At 65.5% G+C, this 12511-nt stretch carries 14 protein-coding genes; 6 read left to right on the plus strand and 8 right to left on the minus strand.

Features of this window, described 5'->3' with window-relative positions; translation table 11 throughout:
• Positions 1–96 precede the first annotated feature (96 nt).
• Positions 97–2085, minus strand: coding sequence for a hypothetical protein (locus J7U37_RS14325; protein ID WP_247636152.1), 1989 nt, complete (start codon positions 2083–2085; stop codon positions 97–99).
• A gap of 411 nt (positions 2086–2496) precedes the next feature.
• Here J7U37_RS14325 and J7U37_RS14330 point away from each other — a divergent pair, with 411 nt between their 5' ends.
• Positions 2497–2892: a hypothetical protein gene (locus J7U37_RS14330; RefSeq protein ID WP_247636153.1), complete on the plus strand. Its 396-nt coding sequence runs from the start codon at positions 2497–2499 to the stop codon at positions 2890–2892.
• Between the two features lie 246 nt (positions 2893–3138).
• On the opposite strand, the gene J7U37_RS14335 is transcribed toward J7U37_RS14330, so the two are convergent.
• The 6 genes from J7U37_RS14335 to J7U37_RS14360 form a co-directional block, all read right to left on the minus strand.
• Positions 3139–3393: a hypothetical protein gene (locus tag J7U37_RS14335; protein WP_247636154.1), complete on the minus strand. Its 255-nt coding sequence runs from the start codon at positions 3391–3393 to the stop codon at positions 3139–3141.
• A gap of 56 nt (positions 3394–3449) precedes the next feature.
• Positions 3450–4520: an IS630 family transposase gene (locus tag J7U37_RS14340; RefSeq protein WP_247636155.1), complete on the minus strand. Its 1071-nt coding sequence runs from the start codon at positions 4518–4520 to the stop codon at positions 3450–3452.
• Between the two features lie 224 nt (positions 4521–4744).
• Positions 4745–4993, minus strand: coding sequence for a hypothetical protein (locus J7U37_RS14345; protein ID WP_247636156.1), 249 nt, complete (start codon positions 4991–4993; stop codon positions 4745–4747).
• 1105 nt (positions 4994–6098) lie between these two features.
• Entirely contained in the window at positions 6099–6758 is a 660-nt protein-coding gene (locus tag J7U37_RS14350; protein WP_247636157.1) for a hypothetical protein, read from the minus strand.
• 70 nt (positions 6759–6828) lie between these two features.
• The gene (locus J7U37_RS14355; protein ID WP_348772994.1) at positions 6829–7119 is read right to left on the minus strand and encodes a LysR family transcriptional regulator; all 291 of its coding nucleotides are present in this window, start codon (positions 7117–7119) and stop codon (positions 6829–6831) included.
• Positions 7120–7143: 24 nt separating this feature from the next.
• Positions 7144–7842, minus strand: coding sequence for a glutathione S-transferase C-terminal domain-containing protein (locus J7U37_RS14360; RefSeq protein ID WP_247636159.1), 699 nt, complete (start codon positions 7840–7842; stop codon positions 7144–7146).
• 114 nt (positions 7843–7956) lie between these two features.
• Here J7U37_RS14360 and J7U37_RS14365 point away from each other — a divergent pair, with 114 nt between their 5' ends.
• Positions 7957–8532, plus strand: coding sequence for a TetR/AcrR family transcriptional regulator (locus J7U37_RS14365; protein ID WP_247636160.1), 576 nt, complete (start codon positions 7957–7959; stop codon positions 8530–8532).
• Positions 8533–8645: 113 nt separating this feature from the next.
• On the opposite strand, the gene J7U37_RS14370 is transcribed toward J7U37_RS14365, so the two are convergent.
• Positions 8646–10259, minus strand: coding sequence for a HEPN domain-containing protein (locus J7U37_RS14370; protein ID WP_247636161.1), 1614 nt, complete (start codon positions 10257–10259; stop codon positions 8646–8648).
• Here J7U37_RS14370 and J7U37_RS14375 point away from each other — a divergent pair.
• From J7U37_RS14375 to J7U37_RS14390, 4 genes are all read left to right on the plus strand, one after another.
• Positions 10243–10734: a hypothetical protein gene (locus J7U37_RS14375; RefSeq protein WP_247636162.1), complete on the plus strand. Its 492-nt coding sequence runs from the start codon at positions 10243–10245 to the stop codon at positions 10732–10734. The genes J7U37_RS14370 and J7U37_RS14375 overlap by 17 nt on opposite strands.
• A gap of 7 nt (positions 10735–10741) precedes the next feature.
• Complete coding sequence (locus J7U37_RS14380; RefSeq protein ID WP_247636163.1) at positions 10742–10993, plus strand: hypothetical protein; 252 nt, start codon at positions 10742–10744, stop codon at positions 10991–10993.
• Positions 10993–11694, plus strand: coding sequence for a hypothetical protein (locus J7U37_RS14385; RefSeq protein WP_247636164.1), 702 nt, complete (start codon positions 10993–10995; stop codon positions 11692–11694). Before J7U37_RS14380 ends, J7U37_RS14385 begins: the two co-directional genes overlap by 1 nt.
• Before the next feature lie 84 nt (positions 11695–11778).
• Positions 11779–12498 (plus strand): hypothetical protein, encoded by a 720-nt coding sequence (locus tag J7U37_RS14390; protein WP_247636165.1) that lies wholly within the window; start codon positions 11779–11781, stop codon positions 12496–12498.
• The last annotated feature ends 13 nt before the right edge of the window (positions 12499–12511 follow it).

Raw genomic sequence — 12511 nt, forward strand, 5'->3', positions numbered from 1 at the left:
GGAAAACCGAATCGTCCCGCATCGGCCGGGACGCGGCCAGGATTCAGATCGCGAACCTGCCGACAAGGAAACTCGCGCGGGGATTGACGTGTCGAATCAGTCCTTTGCGGCGCGCTTGGCCTGGTGCGCCAGCATGAAGGCGGGGTCGATGCAGTGGGGGACCGGCTGGCGGTAGCGCGCGTCCCTTGCCGCGTCGCGTGCCCTGGAACCGTTCTTCCACTCGGCGCGATACCGGGCGGTGTCGCGCTGCAGGGCGACGCGAGTCGTCTCGTTGGACGTGCCGAGGTCCGTGATCTCGTTCCGGACTGCGGCGATCCAGGCGCGCGTCGCTAGGGCGTGGGCGTGCTGCAGCTTGTCGCCGACGAGGTAGGGCAACTTCTTGGCGAGCATCATCTGCGTCGCTTTGAGCAGCCACAGGTACCCGCCTCCGGTCGACGCATCGAGTTCGGCGAGGAGCGGGAAGTCCCCCCACTGGAACCTCTGCAGGACGTCGTTCAGTGTCCTTTCGGCCTGCACGTCCGGGAAGTCTTGCCCGAGCTGAGTAGCGGCCCAGACTCGCGCTGCCTCAAGCTTCAGCGCGGGGTTGCGGAGCCTGCGGGCGATCTCGTCAACCGGCGCGTCGAAGGCCAACGTGGTCCGCTCGCGTCCTAATCCCGGGACTTCTTGGACCTTCGGAGCCGCCTCAACCGGTGCCGGATCCGCTGCCTCGACGGGTTCCTCGACGTGTTCCACCGCGGCCCCCACCGTGCTGTTCCTTGAGACAGGCGCGGGCGCGGTCCCGTCCCGGCGGGCTTCCCGCAACGCGCGGCGGCCCGCGTTCGTCTGTCCCGCCCGATGCCGCTTGTGCCGGATTCGGCGGGACAGGTTACCCTGAGCGGCCACCCTCGGCTTGTCGGCGAGGAAGGGTCGCAGGTCGGGGCCGTCGGTCTCCTCCATGGCGAAACCCCAGAAGGCGGCGTCGGGCCCGTCGCGCTCGATCGCAGCCAACAGGGCGCCGCTCCGGTACGCGCGTGTCGAGTAGCCCCCCGTCAGCACCTCACCCGACAGCGCCTCGTGCAGGGCCGACCACCAGAGCTGGCGCATGCCGTGCACCTCGGACCCAAGCAGGCCGCCGCGCTGAAGGTTGGATGGCAAGGCCGACGACAGGCGCATCAGCGTCGACGTCGACACCGCATAGGCCGGGATGTCCGGATAGGCGGTCAGGGTCTCAAGCTGCTCCTTCGACCGCTTCCGAACCGCGATGACACGCGTGTCCTTCGGAGGCAGCATCCGGACGACGAGCACGACCGCGGCGATCTTGTTCCGCGATGCGTTGCCCTCCCAACCCGGGGGACGGATGCGCTTGTCCTCGCGCGTCTCGACGACCTCGAAGGTTTTCACGTGCTCGGCGATCTCGGCGAGCGCAGGGGTCAGGAACCGCGTACGGAACAGACCGGAATGGAACTCGCCAGGCATCCCCATGCTGAAGGCGAGGTCGCGCGGATCGGCTGCGAACTCGACCGGCGCGGCGCGCGGCTTGTACCGGATCTGTTCGGCCGCGATCTGCCCGACGAGCCACCGGTAGAGCAAAATGCCACCCTTCGTGCGGAACCGCGCCAGCACGGCGTGGTCGAGGTAGCCATATTGCCCGCCCGGTCGCAGCAGCTCGCCGACCCACGGCTGCAGCGAGAACGCGAACAGCCCATCCACCGTCAGCCTCTGGCGCTCGCCGCCGAACAGGCGTCCTAGGGATTCCGCGACGTCCCGGGGGAGCGCCGGTTTGCCGCCTCCCGACAGGGCGATGCCCGCCTGCCTGACGCTCGCATTCCCGGTGAGCTCCAGTTCCGAGAGTGTCGGGTCTGCGTGGACTGCCAGCGTGCAGCACCACTCGAACAAGGCGACGTCGCGCGCGGTGACGCCGGGGACCCGGGCGAGGCTGCGGTCGACGAGGAAGGCCACGGGACGCGGTGCCTGCAGCGCGACCTCATCGAAGGCCTGCGGGCTGACGGCCGCGCCCTGCAGGTCACCACGCACCGTCGGCACGAACGGCGTCCGTCCACGCGGGACGGGCAGGCTCAGGTGGGCGGTGAGAGAGGCGGAGGCCATGAGGCTGAATCCGTGCGGAAATGATCGATGTGATGGTAGCACTCGACCCGCCTGCCACAAGGGCTATCAACGACTTAGGAGGGGCGGGGGACGGGGGTCTCGCTGACAATACTATAAGAGGAGACCACCCCTTCGGGGCGGGCCGAAGGTCGGCCCTGCCCCTTGTGGTCATGCCCCTTTAGTATTGTGATTGTTACAGACCCCATTCCACCCCGCCCACTCTTTAGAAATCAACGACTTACACCGCTCGACCTGTTCTCCATATCGATCATTCCCGCACATGCGCCGCGCGAATCAGGGGGGGTGGCGAGGGAGGGCCTGGGAGGCCAGCCCAACCCGTTGCGGGGCGGGCTTCGCCTGGTGGCTTTCATCCCCGTACGGCATAGCCTTTAGGCCGCAGGGGACGTCGCCGTGTTCGCCTATCCAGCCCATGCCGAGGACGACCACGAACACGGCCTCGTGTTCGACGACGACGAGACGTATGCGCCGGACCACAGCCGCGCGTCGTCAGGCCCTGCCAAGGCCGCAGCCGCCAAGCGGGCCGCAGCTGCCCGATCCCGTGAGTGGCGCGAACGTGCGCGCCGTGCCGCGGAGCTCGACGCCGCCCTGGTGGATGCCCTGACCACGATCTACGTGCAAGCCCTCGATGGCACGATCGGCGACGGCATCGTCTCGCCCTCCACCGTGCTGATGGGACAGATGGGGCGCGGCGCGTTCCGAATCCTCGTCTGGAAGGGCTGGGACAGGGACGTCGCCAACGCCGCCCTGAAGGCCCGCCTCTGCCCCGGGGCCCATCCCACCCGCTAGGCGGGGGTTGTCCGTTGCAGCGCCGGGGCCCGGACTCCCGGGCATGCGCATCGCCAAAGCCTCCCTCGCCGCCGTCCCTGCCGCCATCGAGGCATGGCGTCCCGATGCCATCATCAGCGCGCTCAGCCTCGACGACTGCCACGGCGACGAGGAAGCCGGTGAGATAAAGTGGCATCCGGCTCCGGCGGTCGTCCATCCGCGTAAGGATGCGGTTCATCCCCTCGTCGTCGTGGTGATCCCGGAACATCAGTGTGGCGCCAGCGACGAGGTGGTGCCGTGGGTCGGTGGCATCGGGATGGGATCGGCCAGGGGGCAATCGGCATCGGCGATCTCTCGCCGCAGGTCTTCGCGTTGCGCCTCGACCAGATCCCCAAGGATGTCATCGTCGTAGCCATCGATTACGGCGACGAGGCGGAGACCTGAACCATCCCGCTCGAACTCGACCAGGACCTCATGCTGGGCATAGGGGTCGTGGGGGTCGATGCAGAGGTGCTTCGGCATGGTCTAGGCTTACTCGCGCCTGCGGGACGGCGATGCGGGCCTCCTAGTGCACTGACTCAGACGGATGGATCAGGGGATCGGCTGACGGCTGCGAGGATGCTGGCGGCGGGTTTGGTCCAGACGAAAGGTCTGGCGCGTCGGTTGTGCTCGGCGATGTAGCGTTTGATGGCTGCCTGCAGATCGACGACGCCGGTGAAGGACCCGCGTCGCAGCCGACGCCGCGTGAGTGCTGAGAAGAAGCCCTCGACGGCGTTGAGCCAGGAGGCCGAGGTCGGGGTGAAGTGAAAGGTCCAGCGCGGGTGGCGGGCGAGCCAGGCGCGCACCTTCGGATGTTTGTGGGTGGCGACGTTGTCGAGGATCGCGTGGATCGCCTTGCCGGGCGGGACGGCGGCCTCGATGGCGTTGAGGAAGCGGATGAACTCACCGTTCCGGTGGCGCTGCATGCAGCGGCCGAGCACGGTGCCCGCCAGGACGTCGAGGGCGGCAAACAGCGTCGTGGTGCCGTGACGGGTATAGTCGTGGGTCTGGGCGGTGGGATGGCCGGGGGCGAGCGGACGGTCGGGGCGGGTCCGCTCCAGCGCCTGGATCTGGCTTTTCTCGTCAATGGACAGCACGACCGCGTGGGCGGGTGGGTCCATGTACAAGCCGACCACATCCTCGACCTTGGCGGCGAAGGCGGGATCGCGCGAGCGTTTGAACGTGCGCAGCCGATGCGGCTGGAGGCGGTGAGCGTCCCAGATCCGCTGCACGGCACGTAACGAGATCCCCACAGCGCGGGCCACGGCACGGCCGGTCCAGTGGGTGACCTCGTCCGGCGGCTCTGAGCAGGTCAGCGCCAGCACCTCGGCCACCGTCTCGGTCGAATGGGGTGGTGTCCCGGGCGGACGTGTCTTGTCGCGCAGCAGACCTTCGACGCCCGCCTCGGCATAGCGCCGCTGCCAGCGCCACACGGCCGGGCGGCTGACGCTCGCTCGCCGAGCGACGTCTTGGACACTCAAGCGCTGGGCCGAGAGCAGGACGATGCGGGCGCGCTGGATATGCTTGAGCGGGCGCGATCGATCCTCGGCGATCACAGTGAGCCGGGTCGTGTCGGCTGCATCGAGAAGTACGCATACCGTCTGAGCCATTGCCCAGACTCGCACGTCTCACCGACTGAGTGAATCCTCCGTCCGCGTCACTGCACTAGGCCCGGGCCGTGACGGTGGCATGAATGCCATCCGATGCCGTTGCGAGGCCGGGAAACGTGTCCGGCGAGACGCGTCGGGGTGAGGCCGGCAACGTTTCGGACCATAAGGGGCCGGAAACGCGCACGTCACGGTTTGCGACGGACGCGCTAGGACGGGAGTGGCGGTCACTCTCGTTCGGGTACGGCCAACATGACCGCCGCTCGTACAGCAGCCCACCGGAGTTCATCCCCAGCCCAGGACCGGCGCATCAGGGTGTCGGCGAAAGGGTGCTCGGCAACGGGCAATGCCGGATCGATCCGATACCTTTCGCCGAAACCAACGGGGCCACAAGACGGATCGGCGAGGTAGGCGTCCACGACGGCCGTCACATCGTCATCAACGATCCTTAGTGTGTCGAGCAGGTCCAGCGCCATCGGTCCGGGCATTGCATCGCCTTAGGACGGCTCGACGACGCTGGTAGGTCGGTTTCCCTGCCGGCCGGGCCCCGGCCTGAACACCGGGGTGACGGACCCGCAGGAGGCGAACGCATCATGCCATTCGATCAAGCCGCGCCATTGGAGGTGCGGGCCGAAGCCCTAGGCTTGGACCATCCATCGTAGGGCCACTGTAGGGAAGTGGAAAAACCTACCTCGGTCCAATCCTAGTTGTTCAATTAGTATAGCATCTTAGCATATTTTGCCCAAAGAAAAAGCTCCCCGCATTTCGGGAATAAACTACCTCAAGTCCATTGATTGAATCAAATAAGCTGCCCTTCGTCATTCCCTACGTATAAACCTCAGACGAACGCTGCGTCTGCGCGCTCTTCTGCCACCCCCGTTGAGCGTGCCGAAGCGCGACGCGACGCTCATAGGTCTAGGTCGGGGACGTCGGAGCTGGCGTGGGATCGTCTGCGTCGCATCCTTTGCCGACCCCTAACATCTGCGCGAACAAGGACCCGATCGCTTCGTCCGCCCATTCGTTCGGAAGAGGCATGTACCGGCTCGGCTGTCGCACCATCCCGCATTGGAACTTGCCGTCGGCGAATTCCAATGCGGGACAGGGCCCTTCGATGTCAGGAGAGATGTATTCGAGGGCGACCGCGCAGGCCTGCAAGGCGCAGCAGTACCCACATCCGTTGCAGGGTTTGCCGAATGCCGGCTTCTCCGGTCCACGATCCAGGCTCGCAGGGCCGCTCATGATGGATGTTCCTCGAAGTCGGTCAGGTACGCTAGGCATTCCCTCCCTCAGGGTAGGTAGGGAAAAGAGAAGCATAGCGATTCGTTTTAGCCCATCAGGTGACCTCGATCGAGTTGGGAAGGAAGGTGCCTGAGACCGGTCCGGTGGCCGTTTCAGCGGCCCTAAACGATGGCGGACTTTGTCGGGAGATCGAACGTGCACCCGTAACCGGGCATCCGGATCCATGTTGCGCGGCACTCCCCATCGGTGTGTCTCGGCTCCGAAGCGTGCGCGGGAAGTTCGCCACCAACGCCGTTCGGCCGGGTGCCCCTCGACCAACCGCGGCGACACGTCGACATGCGCTCAAGCGAAGCTTTGGTCGATCCCCCTCTGCCTCGCGCAATCCACCATCTCCAGGGCACGGGAGCGATCGATGTCACGGTCGAGCATGGCCTCGAACATCGACGCGTACTCGATTTCGGTACGGGTACCGAACAGCCCGGGATCGTCCGTATTGAAGGAGACCAACGCATTTCCATCGAGGGCATCTTCGAAACGGAAGTATGGATGGTCCTGGAGCCTGTCTATCGTCCCTGTCGCGAGATTGCTTGAGGGATTCGCCTCGACGCTGACGCCCGAGGATCGGATGGATTCGATGACGGATACCTGCGCCCGGCCGATCTCCTCTGCCAGACGAGACATGCAACCGACTTCCTCCACGCCGGCGATGCCGAGGCGGGCCTTGATTGCACGCTCCTCGAACGTGTCCTGATAGACCAGCTCATGGGCGATCGTGCCGTTCCGCCAAGCCCTTTCGGGCATCGCGAAGCGCAGGTCGATCGCCCGGTCGAGTTCGTGCGGCGGCGGATGGGATCCGTAGATGCGGTTGGATAGGTCGGCGATCGCACGGTCGGCCTCGAAAGACGCGCGCCCCGACCAGAAGCCTTCCAGCTGACCCTTTCGACGCAGCCAGGTGAGGTTGTCGAGAAGAACGCCTTGCGGAACGGGACCGAGCCGACGCATTCGCTCGAATTGTCCGATGTCCCATCCCGCGGCGAGGCCGTGCCCGATGCGATCGCCCGGCTCAAGAACGTTATCGAGGAGACCGGCGATCGCCCTCAGGCCGTCGAGCGGGTGGTGGAAGTCCTCGCCGGCGTGGTAGGTGAGGCCGAGGTGCGGCAGGCCCGTAGGGGGAAGATCCTTTGCGTTCGCGCGCAGCCTCTCCCAACACCGTCAGGGAGATGCTGCGGGTGGTGCGCAACAGCAGCGTCGTGCCCAACCGCGCCTCAAGCGCTCCGACGACGCGCGAGACGGAGGGCTGCGAGAGCATCAGTTCGCGTCCCGCTCGCGACAGGCTCCCAGTCTCCGCCACGCGGACGAACACGGCCAGGGACCGACCGCTGGGCGCTCACGTCCGGTTGTCGATCTCCGGCACACCGCTGCTCCTGTCCGCATAGGCAGCGATGAAGGTCGGCCGAGACTGCCAGCGCTGCCAGAAGGCATCGAGATGCTCGAAGCGCTCATCGAGCGGAGTGGCGTTCACCGGGAACTTGGAGAACGCGATGGCCGTCGCCAACGTGATGTCCGAGAACGTCGGCTGGTCGCCGCCCAGCAGCCACGCGCGGCCGTCGGCGAGATGCCGGTCGACGAGGCCGGCATGCGCCAGTGCCACCTTGCGGGAATGCTCGCCCCAGGCCGGATTGCTGGTCAGTTCGAGCTTCGGGCCCAGACCCTGGTGCAGGACATGGAAGGCGGTGACGATGGGATAGAGGATGTGCACCCACACCCGGCCGTCCCACATCTGATCGAGGCCACGCTCAAGCGCCGTCTCGCCCATGATCTTGCGGCCTTCGAACGTGTCGTCGAGGTAGCGGGCGATGGCGGAGGTCTCGCTCAGGTAGGAGCCGTCGGCGAGCGCGAGGGTCGGTGTCTCGCCCCAAGCGTTCATCTTCAGGTGCTTCCAACCCCGCTGCTCGCCGACCGGTGACATGTCGTAGACCGTCTCGTCGAAGTGACCGGCGATGCCCTTCTCGTGCATGAAGATCCGCAGGCGCTGCGGGTTCGGGAAGGCCGAGGGAGAGGTGAAGAGCTTGAGCTTGTCGGACATCGTCGTCTCGCTTTCCTAAGGACTTTGCCTGTCTGTCAGATGACAGGTTGCAAGCTAGGACTGACATCTTGCGTTGTCAACCCCTGTCTGCCATATGACAGGTGGAGGTTGAGAATGGCAGCGACGCTGAAGAGGGATGTGCGTGAGGCGATTCTCGTGGCCGCGAGGGAAGCAGCGATGGCCTATGGATACGGCGGCATCAATTTCCGAGACCTCGCGGAGGTGGTTGGCATCAAGGCCGCCAGCATCAACTACTACTTCGCCAATAAGGCCATCCTCGGTGAGGCCGTCGCGCGTCGCTATTGGGAAGACATTGCCCGCGATCTTCAAGCTCTTTCAACGGATGCGCAAAGCCCGATGGAAGCGCTGCGGCAATACCCCAGTATTTTCCGCCTCTCTCTGGAGCGCGACAATCGCATGTGCCTCAGCAGCTTCATGGCGACAGAATATGACGCGTTGCCTGAGCTGGTTCTGAAGGAGGTCCAGTCCTTTGCAGACGTCAATACGGCTTGGCTACGCGAGCAGCTCGTTGCAGCAAAACTGGTTGAGCCGAAGGACGGGGAGACAAGAGCCCGTGCCATCTATGCTGCTGTAGCTGGAGCTCAGATCATAGCTCGAAGCCGTTCGGACATAAATCTGTTCGACTCGTTGGTCAGGAGCTATCAAGAGGTAGGACTCCTGCCGAACTGATTAAAAGCCCGCACGAAGACAAGGTCGGCTTCCATGCTTTGTGGACCGTAAGCGGTCAGGCGGAAATCCACCCGGCCCGGTCATAGAGCGGACGGACGGGTGCCGACTCAACCTCAGGGCGTGGGGAAGAGGTCCAACTCGTCAGTGTCTCGCTCAGCCGGGCGTGCCTCCCCGAGCAGCAACTCTCGATCGATCCGCTGAGGTTCGAGGTACCGGTGGTGCTCCAGCAGGATGTTGAGGATGTAGCGCAGCATCGCGGCGGCGGCGTCACGATCTGCCGCGTACCGCTCCTCCTCGGGGACCGCGACCTTTTTCTTGGCCTTCTTCCCCTGGGAGGACAGGCCGTGCACGATCTCTGACCTGATGCCGTAGATCCTTCCCATCTCGGCGGAGACCTCGGCTGCCGTCCTGTTGCCCTTGAGCGTCGCAAGGGCGCCGGCACGCATCCGCAGCTTATAGGATAGGGCCTGGTTCTCGCTGTCGCCGAGCAGGACCTCCAGACCGATCATCGCATCGAGGATCGCGTCGACCGCATCGTCACGGCTCATGCAGGCATTCAGCCTCTTGAGCGCGATCCGGACCCTCTCTTCTGGTCTGGAAAGTGTGAGACTGTACAGCCGCTGGACGTCTTTGATCTGCTCTGCAGTAACGCGAGACTGCCCCGTGTATGCCCAGGCGTAGTCATCAAAATCGGACGGGTACCGCCGGTATGTCGCTCCGAAGAACTGCGGGAGGTCACAGTACATCTCAAATGCGACACCTTTTGGAATCATGAGCACTTGCGCGTAACCGGTCCGGGCCCCGGTGGCCGCGCGAAGGGCGCCGAAGAAAATGTCGGCCTCATCGAGCACGTTCTTGGAGGGGTTGTTCATCGAACGACGAGCCTCGTCGTTCGTCTCGAATTCGAGGTTCCAGTTCTTCGACACGAAGGCGTGCGTTGCGGCTCCGACCACGTTCTTTCCGGCGCCGGAGCCCCGTAAATCCATTCGCGCGCGCGACAGCTGAACCCCTTTCGGGATGCGCGTGACGTAGGCCGTGTCGCTCAATCGAAAGCGGTCGACGTTGAAGTGCGTCAAGGCGATCGGGATGACGATCCGGAGCTCGAAGGAGTTGACGAAGGCGCTGCGCACGATGGGGGCGAGCACTTTGCGGCGCTTGAGCGGATCCAGGGGGCCCGTCCCGAACCGTTGGAAGTAGGATTCGACGGCCTGATCGATGAGCTTTTCAATTTCCCACTCGGATGTCTCCGAGGTCCTGAAGTGCTCCCCAAGCTCGTCGGCGTCGAGGAACGCAACCAACTTGCCCAACTCGGGGGACAATTCCTTGTCCCGGCCGATCATGAGCATACCGAGCAAGCCCATCGGCCGAATGGAACCCACGTAGTCCTTGCGTGCCTCTTTCGCGTAAAAGCCTGTCTCGTTGAATATCGGAAAGCCGCTCGATGTCGTGCTTTGCTGCGGATAATCGTGGTGGTTTGAGAAGTATTGGTGAGGTGTAGCGATCTTCTTCGAAACGAGCTCGTGGAGCTCGTCGAAGGCGGCAACGATCAGATCCTTAAATTGTTCGATGGTCTTGCGGAATGTTTCGAATTCTGCCTCGCGGTCGTCCGCGTCGCTGGTCTCGGTCCCGCCCTCACTCGCCATCTCGTCGTCCCCTGAGCCGAGCACGTAATAGCCCGAAACCCGGGGGTTGTCCGTTGCAGGGCCGGGCTTGACCGTCCTCGGCATAGAGCACGTCCGCACCAGCGCATCGAAGGCGGCCGTCCGAATCCTCACGGGGATCCCGGGCGTCAAGGCCGTTCGCGCGTCCCGCCGCTACCCGACCAACCCGCAGGCCCTGCCGGCGATCGACGTCTCGTGGGTCCTCGAACAGCCGCTGACGCACAAGGGCCCCCAGCCCGGGCATCGCCTGATGGACCGCGCCATGGTCCTGCGCGTGCGCATCGTCGCGGCCGACGAGGACACGTACGAGGCGCCGCTCGAATACGAGCTCGACGCCATCCAGGCCCACGTCGAGCAGCGGATGGCGGCGAACCAGGGCCTGCGGCGCGACGACGGCGTGGCGACGACGCGGCAGGTCGAGCTGCTTGGAGTTCGCGCCGGTCTTGGTCGACGGGGGAATCCTGAACCTCGACCCGGCCCTGGCGGCGCTCTGGTGGGCGGACTGCGCGGGCAGCGTTGTCGTCCAGCTCGCCGACCCTGAGACGGTCGTGGGCCTCGACGAGTACGCCCCGGAGCAGAAGCAGGCGGAGCTGATCACCCTGACGTTGGTCCGGTTCAAAGGCGCGTCGGTCACGTGGCCGGCGGACTGGAAGTGGAGCGTGGAGGTGCGGGGCGGGTCGATCGGCTCGGACAACCCGTTCGCCGCCGCCTCGGCCGACGTGCAGATCCACGTCTTCACGATCATGCGCGTGCCGGACCGCGGCGTGCTCGCCTTCATCGCGGGGCGGAGATTCGCCTGATGTTCGCGCGCCACCTCATGTGCACGACGCCGATCGTCCAGACGGGCCCGGCGTGGCAGACCTCGGACCTCGGCATCTACAACGCATCGACGGTATACGACCTCGATCGCGCGAACCGGATCTACTATCGGACCACCGGGACGCGCCCAACATTCACCGGCGTTGCCGGCCGGGTCGGGTCCGACGGTCGAATCCTCCTCGTGACGGGGGCGGCCGCGTCGGGCTCGCCCTCGCGGATCTCGCTGTTCGCCACGGACAAGGCCGGGCCGGTCGGTGATCCGGTGCAGGACTGGGCCGTGCCGACGGGCGGCATCCTCTGGAACCTGTACGGCCGGGCCGCCGCGACATACGTCCAGTCGGGAGGCGGCTTCGTCCACCCAGTCATAAGCTACGCGATCCGGCACACCGACCTGGCGACCGGGCAGTCCTACGCCATGGGGACGGTGGTGGCCTACGGGGGGACCAGCCTCACCGGCCTCACAAACAGGGACGACTTTTACGTTCTGACCGGTTCCTATCGGGGGACCTTCCTCGGCTACAAGCAGGGCAACTCGGCGAGCTGGTTCACGACCGTCCCGGCGTCCGGAGGGCGCGCGGCGCGGGCCACGATTCCGCGCCAGGTGTACGACGAGAAGGGCATCGCCGCGTTCTGGCGCATGCGCGCCGCCGCGGGTCCCGAGCTCGTCCACCTGCTGCCCTAGCGCCGGCCGCTCACCACGGCGACGCGCGTCCGGGCCTTCGGCATCAATCTCCGGTTCGAGACCGTCTACAACGCCAACTCCGGCGTGAACGTCGACTACGTCCAAGCCGTCACGCGGCGCGGCACGGTCTACTGCGGCGCGACGATCGACGCGCATGAGATCGAGATTGGGGAGTCGACGGGCACCACCATGCTGAACGGGCAGCCCGTGTCCAAGCACAGGCTCACCGTGCACCTGTCCAGCGTCATCAGGTTCGTCATGCTGTCGAAGTCGGCGGTGACGTTCATCCAGACGGGCCGGTTCGACGACGACACCGGCTACGACCTGCTGCAGTACCTCGACGCCAGCGGCAACCCGACCAGCGAGTTCGTTCGGGCCGACACCGGCGCCTGGAACTACGCCGCGCCGAAGGTCGTGCAGGTCGGGGCCTATCCGATCCGTGTGACCGTGAACAACCTCCTGACCGCGCAGTACGACGCCAGCGGCGTGGCCTCGCAGACGGTCTTCAACGTGCTCGACCTGGCAGGGGCGTTCGTTCGGACCGGGACCTTCCCGCCGGGCTACTCGGCCGTCGGCGGTTACGGCATGATCCACCTCGTCAACGCCGACGTGCTGCTGACGCCCATCCAGTGGTTCAAGTCTGGCTACGCCAGCTACGACCTTGGGACGACCTGGATCCCGATGACCGGGTGGGGCCCGCGCGGCTCGGACCCGAACAAGGCGCCCTACAACGCCGCCCGGCCGCCGGGCCAACCGCCTGAGAACACCGACCTCCTGGCGAACCAGCCGCTCTTCTATACGTGACGCACGGGCGTCG

This window comes from Methylobacterium sp. 37f (genome assembly GCF_023093475.1).
Taxonomy (GTDB): Bacteria; Pseudomonadota; Alphaproteobacteria; order Rhizobiales; family Beijerinckiaceae; genus Methylobacterium.